The sequence below is a fragment of the Chelatococcus sp. KU-N122 genome (assembly GCF_055391085.1).
On sequence record NZ_AP043981.1, the window covers coordinates 7,058,331 to 7,071,753 of the forward strand.

The following is a 13,423-nucleotide window of genomic DNA, read 5'->3' on the forward strand; positions in this document are numbered from 1 at the left end:
GCACGATATGACGGAGATCACCCCGGTCTTGCGATTTTTAGCCGAAGCCGGCGCGTGGCTTGTCAGGCGGCAAAGCTGATAATCGTGTAGGTCGCGCACCTACATATTTGCGGGCGGACTGGCCCATAATCGGCGTATCGCTGCGAGCCTGCCCGAACCCGGACGATGTCGCCCGTGCCCCAACCCTTCCGCCTCCTGATCATCGACGACCATCCGGTGGTGCTGTTCGGCCTGCGGCTGCTGTTTTCCGACAACCCGGGCGTGGAGATCCAAGGCGAAGCGCAGGACGTGGCCGCGGCGCGCCAGCTCACCGAAGTCCATAGGCCCGATTTCATCGTCCTGGATCTCGTGCTCGGCGGCCGCGACGGCATCGAACTGATCAGCGAGTTGCTGAAGATCCACCCCGCGGCCCGCATTATCGTCTATTCGAGCCAGGACGAGCGCCACTTCGCCCGCCGCGCGCTCCAGGCGGGCGCCCGCGGCTATGTCGCCAAGTCCGAGAGCTTGTCCGTGGTCGCCACGGCGGTGAATGCGGTGGCGGCGGGCGAGCTGTTCGTCAGCGCCGCCGTCCAGCAGATGCTGCTGCATGATTTTGCGCGCAACGCGTCCCCGTCCGTGTCGCCCTACGACTCCCTCTCGAACCGCGAGCTGCAGGTGCTCAGGATGATCGGCGCGGGCTTCTCCTCGCAGGACATCGCAGCGGAGCTCAACCTGTCGATCAAGACGATCGGCACCTACCGGGAGCGCATCAAGGTCAAGCTCGGTCTGGACCGGGCCAGAGCGCTGGAGCAGATCGCCACCACCTTCGCCCGGTCCGATCCCACCGCATGATCTGGCTCCGCCGGCAGGTCCAGTGGGCCAGGGCTGCTCTCGTGGATGGCCTGGAGAGCTCCGCCGGGGCGCCGGCGGACGACACGGCCGGTCGTCTCAATCCGGTGCGCATCGAGCTGACCGGGTACATCGGCCTGGTCGATGCCACAGTCGAGCTCGTCTTCGCCGTCGTTCGCTCCAGCGCGCCCCTGGTCGTCCTGTGGACGGTCGCCCTGATCGGGCTGGCCGGCTTCATCGCCGTCGCCCGCGCTGTCCGCACGGGCGGTGTCGCGCCGACCGTCGAGCCCCGTCTCACCACCGCCTACATCCTGTTCCTTCTCCCCATGTCGGCGATGGCTGGCTACTTCATCGCGCTGGGCGGTCGGCTGCCCGCCGGCTACGCCATGCTGATCCTGGCGATCTCCGCCATCTTCATGGTGCCGCCGCGGCGCTTCGCAGCCATCGCCGGGCTGACCTTCGTCTTCTACCTCGCGCTGCTCCTGGCGCTCGACCACGACGTCTTCGAGCGCATCGTCGCCGCTTTCAATACCGGGCTCGCTGTCTTCGGCGCGGTCGTGATCCGCATCATCCTCTACCAGCTCCGACAGCGGGAGCGACGGCAGCTGGGCATCATCGCCGAGCAGAACGAGGCGCTGCTGCGCGCCAACACGGTCCTTGCCACGCACAACAGCGAGCTCAACGAGTTGATGGCCGTCGCCGCGCACGACCTGCGCAGCCCGCTGTTCGGGCTGCGCAACCTGCTGGACCTGGCGCGCAGCCGCGAAGCCGCGTCGCCCGAATTCTACCGGAGCGTGCTCGACGAAGGCAGCCGGAGCATCGAAACCATGCTGGCGCTGGTCGGCCGCCTGCTCAAGGCGCACGAGGTCGAGGGTCTGCCTCGCATCGCCGTCCGCGCCGAAGACTTGCGCAGCGCCACGCTGGCCGCCACGCGCCGCAACGCCGTGCTCGCCCGAAGCGCTCGCATCACCATCGAGCCGCACCTGCCGTCCACCCCCATCTGGGCGCTCGCGGAGCAGGACGCATTGGCCCAGATCCTCGACAACCTGCTCTCTAACGCCGTCCGGTTTTCGCCGGCAGACGCGGTCGTCGTCGTTGCGTGCGGCACTGAAGATGACCACGCGGTCATATCGGTGATGGATACAGGCGCAGGGGTGCCGGCGGACGAGCAAGGGCATCTGTTCGGCAAGTTCCGCCGCGGCTCGAACGAACCGCAGCGGGGCGGGCGCGGCTCAGGCCTGGGGCTGTACATCTCCAGCAAGCTCGCCGCCGCCATGGGCGGGGAACTGCGCCATGAGCCGCGGCCAGGCGGTGGCGCCATATTTTCGATGACGCTGGTCAGCGCCGACGCACCATGACGGCCACCGCCGGCCGATCATGGGGCACGGAGCGTGGCTTCCGACGCCGCTGCTGGTGAGGTTATGGCTGGGGCGCCAGGGTCTTGTGAAAACTCGTAAATAATTGGTATTACTTTGTTTTCACCGAAAACTGTTACGCCTTGGGTCTCGACGGACAGTCTCTAATGGCACTCGCAAACCAATATCACACGGCGCTCCAGGAGCAGCCGCTATTACGCGCGTATCGGCATCCCGCTCGACGTTCGGCAGCACCATCTAGGCCTCGATGGGAAGCCGAAGCGTGAGCTTTGGCGCTCGCTGGGCACGAGCGACCCGCGAGAGGAGAAGACACGCGCCCGCCCCGTCCTGGCGTCGTGGGAGAACGAGTTCGCCGAGTTCCGCCAGCGTCGGCAGATAAGTGAGCAGGAAATCCGCGAAGCGCTGTGGACCCGCTATGTCGAGCTGACCAGCGCTGGTGAGCAGTTCCGCGCCGGCTTGCCCGATAAGGATGACCTCGGCGACGTGTGGGCCGTGCTGTGAGCCGAGTTCGGGGACGACGACCTAGAGGCCTATCGCTTCTATGAATACGTCCGCGATCGGCACGCGATGGAGCGGCAAGAGCGGGCGCCCCGGCTGGAGAAGCTCAAGCTCGATCTTGGCCACGGCGATACATCAACAGCCCGTGCCGAGGTGATGCGAGCGGCTGAGGCGAAGGGGCGTGAGGTTGAGCGCGGTAGCGCTCCATACAAGGCTATGGCCTCGGGCTTCATGCGCGCCGAAATCGAGGCCTTGCAGCGCGCCAACGAGCGCGACCCGGGCGACGGGTTGGAGCGGGAGCGCGACTGTTCAAGACCTCCTCGACGATTTACGTTGGGCGTAGATCGAAGCGGCGGCCGTAGACTGCGCATGGTCAACCGTCGGCCGCCCCAGGCGCTTGACGCTGTCAACGATGATCGAACCGAGGACGGCGCCATGTTTCGGAAATGGCTTGTTATTTTGTTTATCGTGACTTCCCCTTCGCCTGCTTTTGCAGAATGCCGGGGCTACTCAGGCCCCGGCGGTCCTTGTTATTCAGGCCCTGGTGGTGGGTTATACGCGGGACCGGGTGGTGGATTGTATACTGGACCAGGTGGCGGGCTGTACGCCGGGCCAGGCGGGGGGCTGTACACTGGGCCGGGCGGCGGGCTGTACGCTGGGCCGGGCGGGGGGCTCTACAGTGGCCCGGGAGGTGAGATGTATTCGGGCCCCGGCGGCGGGCTATACACAGGGCCAGGCGGGGGTCTCTACAGTGGCCCTGGCGGAGGCATCTACACTGGCCCCCCGAGTGAGGACGGCTATAAGGGGCCTTGGGGCCCCTGCATTACTGGGGCTTATGGTGAAGATTGGCAGCAGAAGAATTGCCCAAACTAAGCACTGGCCTTCATTGGGCGGCGCCGCCTTGCCATGTCACCAGTTCAAGATCCCGCCCGGCAGCGGTTCTGTGTTTCGCTAGAACACGAAAAATGAAATAAGTGCCGCTACGCAGGCGGAGGCTGTGGTTCGCATAGCATCCCCCAACGGGAAAAGCCTAGCCTTAACGCTAGCCACTTGCCAAGATCTCGCGCGCGCCGTCCCGTCGCAAGCTAGGCGCGGCCCAGGCCATCGGCGATCAAGATGAGGTCTGGGTAGAGCGGCGGGCGAGTGCCGGGTGTCTTTAGCCAGAATCAAGCTTCCGTTCTGGCGATGTTTTTTTCGATGCGCGGCTCGAATCAGGCTTTGCGACAGACCGTCGCGGGCAGTCGCAAAAGCGCCCTGCCCACCCGTGGCACACGCCAAACTGTTGCATTTGGTCTCTGGCGATGGATCTCGTCCATCACTTAACCTATTGATTCAATTGAATAACTAAAGAATGGCTGGGGCGCCAGGATTCGAACCTGGGAATGACGGTACCAAAAACCGTTGCCTTACCACTTGGCGACGCCCCAAAGCGTCGCGGACCATAATGGCGTGGACGGCCGCATGCAATGCGCGGCGCAAGCAACGGGACCAGGCTGTGCATATCCCTGGGGAAGCCGGCTGCGGCGACGGCGCGGCCCGACCTATTCGGTGATCTTCGTCGACGGTGCGGGCGGCGTCGACGACGAGATCGCCAGCAGATCCAGGGAGCGGATGATCGACACCAGCGCCAGCACGATGACCACCACCCGCAGGATCATCCTGATGCGCCCGTCGAAAGGCAGGAAGCTGATGAGCCAGATGATCAGGCCAGCGATGAGGATGGTCACGAGCGCATGGGTCAGCACGGTGATGGTCAAGCTTTCGGCCTCCGCGGTTACCTTGGCCCTCGCGCATCCGTCGCAATCGGCGCACGGGTCCCTGCGCAGATATCTAGAGCCGCCGGGCTGGCCGGCTAGACCATGGCTTGCCGATCGGTCGCTATCCGCAAGTTGCTAAGTCTACATAACCATTTGAACTGTATATATTTATTTGGTTCGACGCGCCCGTCCGATCGGGTGGCCGCCTCACGACCACCGTCCGTCGGAGGCCGTCTTCCGACCACACGGACAAGCTCGAGGTCTCCGCGTCTGCAGCGCCTCGCGCCGGCCACCCATCGTCGTCCGTCCCCGCGCCCGGGGCTCCTCCGGCATGTCGCAAACCGGGCCGCCGAACCCATCCTATCCACAGGAGCTTCGGCTTGCCCGTAAAGCGGCTTGCGATGCCGAGGCGACGTCGCTATAAGTCCGCCTCCGCCGGGCCACGCCCGGCGCTGTCGGAGTGTAGCGCAGCCTGGTAGCGCACCTCGTTCGGGACGAGGGGGTCGCAGGTTCAAATCCTGCCACTCCGACCAGTACTCAGCGCATCCGGTCCCGAGACGCCGGATGGCTTGACCGGCACGATCGTGGCATCGCCGGGTTTATGGTGGCTGCGATCAGTGCATCGTGACCGTCTTCCGCGGCTTGGGCGTCGGCTCGGTCTGCACGGGCTCGGGCTGCATCTCCTGGAGCTTCGCGTTCAGCTGCGCCCGCACATGCACGAGCACCTGCTCGATGTAGGCGCGCGCCTCCGCAAGCCCCCTGTCGTAAACAGCGGGCGTAAAGTCCGTCCGGTCGATAGCGCCCAGCTTGAGCCGCATGGCTTGCGCGAGCAGCCCGATATCGTCGTCGTGACGGCCGACGACGAGCTCGGCTGCCAACAGGCGGATCATGTTGACGAGGCTTTTGATGGTGACCGTCACGTGGTCGTTCGATGGTTCTTCCATCGTCATCTCCAAGCGAGCATCGGCTCTCGCTGGGGAAGAGGGCTTGGCCCGCGCTGATTCGCGCGCGACTCAGCGCCCGTCCTTGCGGAGCGACCGCGCAAGCGAATGGATCGTGCTCAACCAAAGAGTTGGAGCGGGCCGCCAGGCCCACACGCCGTCCCGCTGTCACTGCCGCGGGACTCACGCTCCGGGCGCCCCTCGCCGCCCGTACGCACCGGCACCGGGTGCTTCGTCCCGATACCGAACTGATTCTCAGATTATACGTCCCAATCCGGCGGGAGAATGCTCGAACGCCGCGATATACCCCCATTCTTTAGTCGAGTGTGGGTCGACGACTGGCGGCTCATGGAATTAAAGCGCGCTCGGCGAGAGACCGCCGTTACTGACCTTGGCATCCGGCCAGATGCACTTGCGCACTATTGGGGACGGGCATAGTCGCAGGCTCGGATCGATCCGGTCCCACCGAGCTCGATGCGACGTGTCAATGGGCGCGCGACCGGCGATACGCTTCCCGTTGCGCGTAGACGCCGGCGATCAGGTCCTTGGCCAATTGCTCGGCCTGCTCGCCGGACAGCTGCAGCGCGTGGCCTCTGCCCGTCTCGTCGATCAGATAGAGCGACAGAGCCTCGGCCTCGCGCGGCAGACGACGCTCGACGCGCCATCGGCATAGGCGCTCAGCTTCGTCGCTTTCGTCCGCCATGCTTGCCATAAGCGCCCTCACGCCGGCAAGCCTAGCAACTTCGGCGACGGCTTACAATCAATCTGAGATTGACTGGATTCCCGAGAACTATGGTGTCGACGCGGCTGATTCGGCCAAGGGAGCCGGGCTCGTCAATTCGACCTCTGGCGCCGAGGGCGTCGTACGCTCGGCGACTGGCGCCGCAGATGCGGGCCCTGCCACCGCGGCCCTGTCGGCAGCTGGCCGCTCCGGCCTTGGCTGCGCAGGCGTCGGCCTCGCAGCAACCGCCTGGTCGGATACCGGCCTGCCGGGGCTTGGTCTCTCCGGCGACGCCGGCTCGGGCGCGCCCTTCTCAAGGGTCGGTTGCCGCTCGGGCGCCCCGCGCTCCACCGCCGGCCGCTCAGGCCTCGGCCTCGGCGCCGCCGTCGGCGCAGCTGACACCGGTCGCTCGGGCGTGCCCTTGTCGAGCGCCGGCCTATCATGCGTGGGGCCGCCCGCCGGCTGTGGCTCGGGCGCTGCGCGCTCTGCCACCGGCTGCGCCGACACCGGCTTGGCGGGCGCGGGCCTCGCCGGCGCCGCGGGCCCCGCAGGTCGCCGTCGCTCGGGCTGGCCCCTGTCGGGCGTCTGCGCTCCTGCCGGCTGTCGCTCGGGCGCTGGGCGCTCCGCCATCGAAGCGGCTGCTCCGGGTCTCGCCGGCGCCGCCGGGCGCGCCGGACGCGGCCGTTCGGACGGACTCTCCGGCACGCCCTTGTCGAGCAACGGCCTGTCGGCCCGCGCGGATTGGGCCGACGGCCCAACCGCTGACGGCCGCTGCGGCGCGGCTGGCTCAGCCGCAGGCTGCTCCGATGCCGGCCGATCGGGCGCCGGCTTGTCGACTGGCTGCTTCATCACCAACGGTGTGCCGAGCCCCTGCGCCGGAGCGCGCTTCGGCAAAGTCTGGTGGAAGTCCACCAGCCAGCGCTTGGAATTCTGGTAGAAATTCTCCGCATGCAGGCGTGTGTTGCGTGTCGCAGCCCTCGTCGGCGCGATCAGATCCCCGAGCACAACCAATCCCACGACGTCGGGCAGCAGCATGATCTCGCCGGGACGCCCGATGAACGACAGGAAAGGCGGGATATTCCAAAGCGCGTCGACCAGGAGGTTCGCGTCGTGGAAGACGATGATGGCGTCCTTCTCGACCAGCTTGAGGACGTTGAGGAAATCGGTGAACGCCGCCCGATTCGTATGCTCGCCGTCGATCAGCGCCAGCCTGATGTCCGTCCCGACCGCAGCAGGCGTAAGCTGAGCCGAGGTGCCGTCGATGGTCTTCATCTTGGCAAAGGCGGCTCCTGGTGCAGCCTTCTCCAGGGTGGCCATCATCGCCGCGGTGGTATTTTCATTGTAGCGAAATGCGACACCGCGCTCGTCCGGCTGCATCGGCGTACGAGAGTCGAGGGACACGATGCCCCGGCAGCGCTCGTCCAGCAGATGGGGCAAGATGCTGCCGCCCCTGTAGGACCCGATTTCGAAGTACTTGTAGCCTCGCTCGCCGTAGTACGACGCAACGATATCCTGCAGCAGCAGCAGGGACCGCCGGTCGTTCGGTGAGGTCTGCGTCTCCACCGAAAAGAGCGAGAGATCGCCCGATGCTACTCTGGTCGCAATACTCATGACGCCCGCCACTTGAGATCAGCCAGCGGCAAGGTAGTCCGCCGCTGCCCTCTCCGACAAGGCGTCTTTTTCGCGATTCGGCAACCGGCGAGCCATAGGGCCCTGTCCGCCGCAACCGGCTCCGGCCGCCCTGATCAACGCGACGCCGTCTCGTGCGGGTCCGGCGGCTCGGCTAAGAGCGCCCCGAACTCGCGCGCTGTGAAGGCGATGGGCCGACTGGGGCGTGCACCAGGGCCGTCCTCACGCTCCACCTAGCAGGGGCATGAGGCCGGTCGGGGACGAGGCCGATGCCAAGATAAAGAGCTGGAGTGGCAGCGCCGATTCGATCGGAGCTGCCGTTGCTCTAGCAATTCGAGCAGATGCCGTTGACCTTGCGCTTCAGCTCCGCGTCCCGCTTGACGAAGTTGCGCTCCTCCACGTCCTGGCGCGACTTGTTGCGAGCGATGAAAGCCTCGAGATCGCGCTCGCCTGCCTGCCCCGCCGCGGCCTGCGTCGGCTTCTCGGCCTTCTCCAGTTTGGCGGCCAGGCCACTCCCGGACGATGCGGCCACTGCGGCCAGCGCTCCGGCGGCAACCCAAGCTCTCAGCACTCGCATCGTGTTCTCCTGCCTCGACCGGCGCCCGTGCTCGGGGACGATTCCCCAAGTGCGCGCCCCGGTTAGCCAGCCTTCTTGTCGCTCACATGGGTTAATGAGAGCGAAAACAAGGCGCATCAATCGGTAGCCGGATCCTCGCCCGGGCCGCGGAAACCCGCGGTGCCTACGCGCACCGACCATAGCAGATCGGGAATGCACTGGATAACGGTCGCACCCGACCGCGCCTAGAGCGCTTTGCGATTGGGTGGAACCACCCAATCGTAGAAAAGCGCTCCAGATTCAAAAAGTTATGAGCATTTCGCAATTGGATGATCTCATCCAATTGCGAAATGCTCTAGCTGCTCCGCGGGCACGGCTGAGCGCAAGCCCCATTTCGCCACCCCAACGGGGCAGCGGCGCCAGTCCCCGCGGATAGCGGCACTCAGCCGTCGCTGACCGGCAGCTCGCGCGGTCCCGGCGGGTGATCCGACACATGCGCCTCCAGGATGTGCATATACTGCTGAGAGGCGCAGGACATCTTCACATAGTAGCGCTTTCTCTCGGTCGCGCGCGACGGCTCATTGGTGTCCACCACGCCCGAGACGTGGACGTGCTCGGAGCCGAGCCCGGACACGTCCGGGCCTTCATGGAACTTGGCGAGCCCCGGCGAGCGCAGCAACGCCATGACGGCCCCGCGCGCCGATCTGTGGGCCATGTCATAGCTCGTGCAAACGGATGGTATCCGGAAGTAGACCACTGCCGCGATGGCTAGAATAAGGCCGCCGAACAGCGTCGACTTGATGAATGCATCCACGATGGCACCGTCTGCTTGGGCGGGAAATGATCGCAGCAAAGCCTCGCGCAGGCAAGAGCTGGCGGCTAATCGGGCGTCGCAGCCTGCCCGGCCTTGCTCTGTGCCGGCCCCGGGGCCGAGCGATCCGACAGCAGGTCGTCGATGAAGTCGATCGTGTGCGCGCCGGGATTGCACCTGAGCTTGACGACGAAATCCTTCTGCACGACGGCGCCGGGCTTGTCGCGAATGTCGACGCTTCCCGTGACCTCGATGTCGAGAGAGCCGACGCCGGTGATTTTCAGATCGTCGTTGAACTTGGCCATTTCCGGAAAGATCGCGTGCGCCTTGACGGCCCCCAGAGCCGCCGACTTGATCTGGGGAACGTTGTCACATGTGGATTTGACACTGAAGTAGGCGACGACGATGACACCGACGAACGGCACGGTGAACAGCGCGCCTATGAGATATTTGTTCACGGCCTGCCCTGCTCGCTTGCGCCTGCGTGGTCGCGGCGGGTGCCGCCCCTCTCGGGCGGACCGTTCACCTCCACATCGACCCGAAGCGTGGAGAGTCTCCCTGAGGCGCCCCACGGCTTCGGCCGCGCTGAAAATCGCAGGGCTTCGCGGCGCTGACAATGGGGACCCGCTGCGACGCGCGAACGCACGGCTGGAGTGATCGCAAGGCGCTTCTGCCCCCGACTACAGGCCAGCCTTGCCCGCGAGGCCGCGGAGCGCCGCATCGAGCAGGCGCCCGAGACGAGGCGAAACGTCGTGGGGGGCGCTCACCTCGATGAGGCCCTGGCGGATTGCGTCGTCAGCCGAGAGGCGGCCGGCGGCGATGGCGGCGATCACCGCGTGGGCCGTGCTGACGAGCGCCTCGGCCGGGTCGGCAGCGACGTGAGGGGTCATGGCGACGCTGCCGCCATCGATCACGAAGCGGCTGCGCAGTCCCGATTCGACCAGCAGCACGGAGAACGTGAGCGGCAGGCCAGGCTCCGTCTCGACGGCGCGGGCCAGGACCCGGCGCAGGTGCCCGAGCTCGGCGACGACGCGATGGTAGGCGAACATGTCGCCGGGACGCACTTCGACGTCGCGCGGGTCGACCAGATCGTCCTCCACCGCCACCAGCACCGCGGCGCCCACCGGCGTCGATCGCCAGGGCTCGCCCGGCCCATCCATGGCAGCGCCATCGTAGCCGCAGGACCGAGCCGGCCCCGCCGTCGCCATGCATGTGACCAGCACACCGAATACGGCCGCCTTGGAAAGGCGAGAGTTATGTCGTGCTGCGAGCATATCCTGCGCTCCCCGGATCCGGTGCGCGGCAATGGGCACCTGCTTACCACCGCCAGCCGGCCGGCACCATCCGATGCGATTGGTCCGCCTGCGGCTGCGGCCGCAGCCACATGAATCGAACCAACCCGAGCGTTGTCCGTTTACCGTGACGTCGAGCGCCCGAGCCAGGCGCGCGGGCCGCATGCGCGCCCGCAGGTAACCGCAGGAACGCATCGAGTCTGAGCCGAATGATTCAAGCGATCGCCCTTGACGGCGGACCTATCAACGCCTTTACCCGTTACCGAAACGGATTTGCTGCAGTGCGCAGTGGGCCACATGATCGGGCGTGGGCGCGGCCGCGCCGCCGATCCGCGTCGTCGTCAACTTCAGGTGCGGGAACCGGAGGTGAGCATTGAAGCGTAAGCAGGTCGCGGCGCTGCCCTATCGCACCGGCAAAGGGATCGAGATCCTGATCCTCACCTCGCGCAGCACGCGGCGGGCCGTGATCCCCAAGGGCTGGCCGATCAAGGGCATGAAAGACTTCGCCGCGGCCGCCCGGGAGGCACTGGAGGAAGCCGGTCTGACCGGCAAGATCGACAAGCGGCCGTTCGGCACCTACGAATATTGGAAGCGGCTCGACGATCATTTCCGGTTGGTCGACGTGTCGGTTTACCCCCTGCGCGTCACCCGCCAGCGCAAGAGCTGGCCGGAAAAGCAGCAGCGCCAATCCCGCTGGCTGTCGGCGGCCGACGCAGCGCTGATCGTCGACGAGCCGGGCCTCGCCGTCCTGATCGAGAGCTTTGCGCGCCAGCTCGGTGGCAAGCAGGCCAAGTCGGGCGAGCGGCGCGGCAGGCGCCGCACCAAGAAGCGCGGCAAGAGCATGTCGCCGCCCGAGGCGAGCAACGACAATATCGGACGCGACGACAGAGCTGACGACGACATGGTCCACCGACCGCAGCCGGTGCTCGTCGACTAAACCTGCCCTACATGTCGTGTCGTGACGGCGACAGCGAGGGTTTCGATGCCATCGCTCCGTTTGCATCTCGCGCCGTGGCGTCGGCCCGCCGCGAGCCCAGCTCGGCAGCGAGCCGCTGCCCCAGTTCTCGCCCGGGCGCTTCGACGTAGCGATAGGTAACGGTAGCGACGAGCAGCACCAGCGCCACGAAGACCACTACGAGGACATCGCCGAGGTAGGGATCGGACATCATCAGCAGGCGGCCGTCCGGCATCGGCGAGAAGCCCGCTCCGCTGGATAGCCGCTTCAGCGAGAAGGTGATCGGGATGATCAGGAATACGTGCACCATGTAAACGGAGTAGGAGATGCGGCCGAGAAACTGTGCCGTCGCCGAGGTCAAGGGCGTAGCCAGCGGGCCGACGTCGCCGACCAGGAGGGCGAGGGCTACGCCGAACAGGGGAACCACCGCAAAAGCCCAGGGGCCGCTCACGAGCGCAAGCACCGCAAGCACCGCTGCGGCAACGGCGAGCTGCGCTGCGGCGAGCCCGCCGCGGCCGATCCCGTCCGCAAACCTGCGCCACGATGGCTGCCGGATGAAGCTCGCGATGCAGACGCCGAGCGTGAACCCCGCGGCGCACCGCGCCGAGCCGCTGAACGTACCGAAGGCACCCACGGCGATCGGCCAATAGAGGGTCACCGCCGCCAGCGCGGCCAGTTGCGGCATCGGCCCGCGCCGTGCCTCGACCGAGCCCGTATGCGAGGGCCGGCGGCCGGCTGTGGGCCATGAACTGCGCCCGGATCTTTGGGGCGTTGCCGCCCGCCCGTTGCCGCTCCATAGGGGGCTGAGCATGAGCAGGCCGAACACGATGTAGGCGGCGAACTCGCACGAGATGCTCCAGCTCGGCGCATTCCAACCGACGGTGCCGTTGAAGCCCAGCCCCTGCACCAGGAACAGGTGCGCCACGACGAGGTCGAGCCCACGCTCGTCGGCGAACGGCAGCGGCCCATTGGCGGGGTGGCCCATCGCGACCCACACCGCCCGCGCCGTTTCCAGCGCCAGGAAGCAGGCCAGGACGAACAGATGCAGCGGATAGAGCCGGAAGAACCGGCGCAGTAGGAACCGCGCGAAGTCCAACCCATTGGCGACCCGGCTGCCGTAGACCGTCGCGATCACGAAGCCGGACAGCACGAAGAACAGGTCGACGGCCAGAAAGCCGTTGCCGATGAACACGGTCCAGGAGAGATGCGTCTGCCAGTTGACGTGGAAGAGGACGACGTAGACGGCCGCTGCTCCCCGCAGGCCATCCAGAGCCACAAAGCGCTCGCGCGATGCCAAACAATCCCCCGCCCGACGAAGAACCGATAGGCCGACATTAGACTCGACCCATCGCCCTCCAGGCAAGGTCCTGGATGCAACACCCACCACGTGTGGTGCCGACGTGGGCCGGCCGCCGCGGCGAAACCGTGATGGCGTCATTCCTTCGGATCGAATGCCTCGCGCGATCAGCCGCGGCTGCGGCGGGCCTCTCGCTCGGCACGCGTCTGCTCCAGCGCCGCATGCGACCGCCTTGCCGTGCTCTCGCAGCGGGCGTGCAGCTCCTCGAGCTCTGCGTCGGTGAGCTTCTCGATGCCCATGAACTCGTTCTCCGCCTCGGACGAGCGGATCAGCTCATCGAGCTTGGTCTGCAGGGCCGCGCCGTCCCTGTTCTGGGTGTTCTGGATGAGGAACACCATCAGGAACGTTACGATCGTGGTACCGGTGTTGATGATCAGCTGCCAGGTTTCCGAGTAGCCGAAGAAGGGACCGGATAGGGCCCAACCGACGACGATGACCACGCAGACGAGGAAGGTGGCCGGGCTGCCGGCGATCCGGGCCGTCACGCTCGCGAACTTCGCAAACGTCGCGTCGAACCACGATGCATGGGTCAAGGAGCGCTCCCATGAAGCTGCCGCAGCCGGCGACGGGCCGCTGTGGCCCTGCGGCAGCCGAACGCCGCTGCGATGCAAAGGTTCCGCTCGTGGCATTGGTTCTCGATGGCCCGGCGCGCCGCGTGGGCGCCGCTCGGATATCGCTCATATGCCGCTCAGATACCGCTCT

14 protein-coding genes and 2 tRNA genes are annotated in these 13,423 nt (G+C 66.3%); 5 read left to right on the top strand and 11 right to left on the bottom strand.

The window, feature by feature from the left end:
• The first annotated feature begins 174 nt into the window (after positions 1-174).
• From ACZ5PO_RS31880 to ACZ5PO_RS31890, 3 genes are all read left to right on the top strand, one after another.
• On the top strand, positions 175-831 hold the full coding sequence (locus ACZ5PO_RS31880; RefSeq protein WP_464186541.1) for a response regulator transcription factor: 657 nt from the start codon (positions 175-177) through the stop codon (positions 829-831).
• Positions 828-2,186 (top strand): sensor histidine kinase, encoded by a 1,359-nt coding sequence (locus ACZ5PO_RS31885; RefSeq protein ID WP_464186542.1) that lies wholly within the window; start codon positions 828-830, stop codon positions 2,184-2,186. Before ACZ5PO_RS31880 ends, ACZ5PO_RS31885 begins: the two co-directional genes overlap by 4 nt.
• A gap of 183 nt (positions 2,187-2,369) precedes the next feature.
• A complete protein-coding gene (locus tag ACZ5PO_RS31890; protein WP_464197132.1) occupies positions 2,370-2,705 on the top strand; it encodes a DUF6538 domain-containing protein in 336 nt (111 codons plus the stop codon).
• A gap of 1,349 nt (positions 2,706-4,054) precedes the next feature.
• On the opposite strand, the gene ACZ5PO_RS31895 is transcribed toward ACZ5PO_RS31890, so the two are convergent.
• Positions 4,055-4,129: transfer RNA gene (locus ACZ5PO_RS31895), tRNA-Gln, on the bottom strand.
• A 114-nt stretch (positions 4,130-4,243) separates the two neighbouring features.
• Positions 4,244-4,459, bottom strand: a complete 216-nt coding sequence (locus tag ACZ5PO_RS31900; protein ID WP_464186544.1) for a Thivi_2564 family membrane protein — start codon at positions 4,457-4,459, stop codon at positions 4,244-4,246.
• Positions 4,460-4,915: 456 nt separating this feature from the next.
• Here ACZ5PO_RS31900 and ACZ5PO_RS31905 point away from each other — a divergent pair.
• A tRNA-Pro gene (locus ACZ5PO_RS31905) sits at positions 4,916-4,992 on the top strand.
• A gap of 81 nt (positions 4,993-5,073) precedes the next feature.
• Here ACZ5PO_RS31905 and ACZ5PO_RS31910 read toward each other — a convergent pair.
• The 7 genes from ACZ5PO_RS31910 to ACZ5PO_RS31940 all read right to left on the bottom strand — a co-directional run bounded on the left by ACZ5PO_RS31910 (position 5,074) and on the right by ACZ5PO_RS31940 (position 10,277).
• Positions 5,074-5,403, bottom strand: coding sequence for a hypothetical protein (locus ACZ5PO_RS31910; RefSeq protein ID WP_464186545.1), 330 nt, complete (start codon positions 5,401-5,403; stop codon positions 5,074-5,076).
• Between the two features lie 481 nt (positions 5,404-5,884).
• The gene (locus ACZ5PO_RS31915; protein WP_464186547.1) at positions 5,885-6,112 is read right to left on the bottom strand and encodes a hypothetical protein; all 228 of its coding nucleotides are present in this window, start codon (positions 6,110-6,112) and stop codon (positions 5,885-5,887) included.
• A gap of 78 nt (positions 6,113-6,190) precedes the next feature.
• Entirely contained in the window at positions 6,191-7,732 is a 1,542-nt protein-coding gene (locus ACZ5PO_RS31920) for a class I SAM-dependent methyltransferase (RefSeq protein ID WP_464186550.1), read from the bottom strand.
• Positions 7,733-8,075: 343 nt separating this feature from the next.
• Entirely contained in the window at positions 8,076-8,327 is a 252-nt protein-coding gene (locus ACZ5PO_RS31925; RefSeq protein WP_464186552.1) for a hypothetical protein, read from the bottom strand.
• A 421-nt stretch (positions 8,328-8,748) separates the two neighbouring features.
• Positions 8,749-9,021 carry a hypothetical protein gene (locus ACZ5PO_RS31930; RefSeq protein WP_464186553.1) on the bottom strand — a complete coding sequence of 91 codons (273 nt, stop codon included), beginning with the start codon at positions 9,019-9,021 and terminating at the stop codon, positions 8,749-8,751.
• Positions 9,022-9,185: 164 nt separating this feature from the next.
• Positions 9,186-9,575 (bottom strand): hypothetical protein, encoded by a 390-nt coding sequence (locus ACZ5PO_RS31935; protein ID WP_464186554.1) that lies wholly within the window; start codon positions 9,573-9,575, stop codon positions 9,186-9,188.
• Positions 9,576-9,797: 222 nt separating this feature from the next.
• Complete coding sequence (locus ACZ5PO_RS31940) at positions 9,798-10,277, bottom strand: hypothetical protein (RefSeq protein ID WP_464186555.1); 480 nt, start codon at positions 10,275-10,277, stop codon at positions 9,798-9,800.
• Between the two features lie 505 nt (positions 10,278-10,782).
• Between ACZ5PO_RS31940 and ACZ5PO_RS31945 the strand changes: the two genes are divergently transcribed.
• Positions 10,783-11,346, top strand: coding sequence for an NUDIX hydrolase (locus tag ACZ5PO_RS31945; RefSeq protein WP_464186557.1), 564 nt, complete (start codon positions 10,783-10,785; stop codon positions 11,344-11,346).
• 7 nt (positions 11,347-11,353) lie between these two features.
• Here the strand turns inward: ACZ5PO_RS31945 and ACZ5PO_RS31950 are convergent, their stop codons facing one another.
• Together ACZ5PO_RS31950 and ACZ5PO_RS31955 are read right to left on the bottom strand one after the other, a co-directional pair.
• The gene (locus tag ACZ5PO_RS31950) at positions 11,354-12,640 is read right to left on the bottom strand and encodes an acyltransferase family protein (protein ID WP_464186559.1); all 1,287 of its coding nucleotides are present in this window, start codon (positions 12,638-12,640) and stop codon (positions 11,354-11,356) included.
• Between the two features lie 188 nt (positions 12,641-12,828).
• A complete protein-coding gene (locus tag ACZ5PO_RS31955; RefSeq protein WP_464186560.1) occupies positions 12,829-13,254 on the bottom strand; it encodes a low affinity iron permease family protein in 426 nt (141 codons plus the stop codon).
• Between the last annotated feature and the right edge of the window lie 169 nt (positions 13,255-13,423).

Coding starts and splice junctions, on each gene's coding strand:
- ACZ5PO_RS31915 (WP_464186547.1), bottom strand. CDS start 6,112: ATGGCAAGCATGGCGGACGAAAGCGACGAAGCTGAGCGCCTATGCCGA.
- ACZ5PO_RS31910 (WP_464186545.1), bottom strand. CDS start 5,403: ATGGAAGAACCATCGAACGACCACGTGACGGTCACCATCAAAAGCCTC.
- ACZ5PO_RS31920 (WP_464186550.1), bottom strand. CDS start 7,732: ATGAGTATTGCGACCAGAGTAGCATCGGGCGATCTCTCGCTCTTTTCG.
- ACZ5PO_RS31940 (WP_464186555.1), bottom strand. CDS start 10,277: ATGGATGGGCCGGGCGAGCCCTGGCGATCGACGCCGGTGGGCGCCGCG.
- ACZ5PO_RS31930 (WP_464186553.1), bottom strand. CDS start 9,021: ATGGCCCACAGATCGGCGCGCGGGGCCGTCATGGCGTTGCTGCGCTCG.
- ACZ5PO_RS31885 (WP_464186542.1), top strand. CDS start 828: ATGATCTGGCTCCGCCGGCAGGTCCAGTGGGCCAGGGCTGCTCTCGTG.
- ACZ5PO_RS31925 (WP_464186552.1), bottom strand. CDS start 8,327: ATGCGAGTGCTGAGAGCTTGGGTTGCCGCCGGAGCGCTGGCCGCAGTG.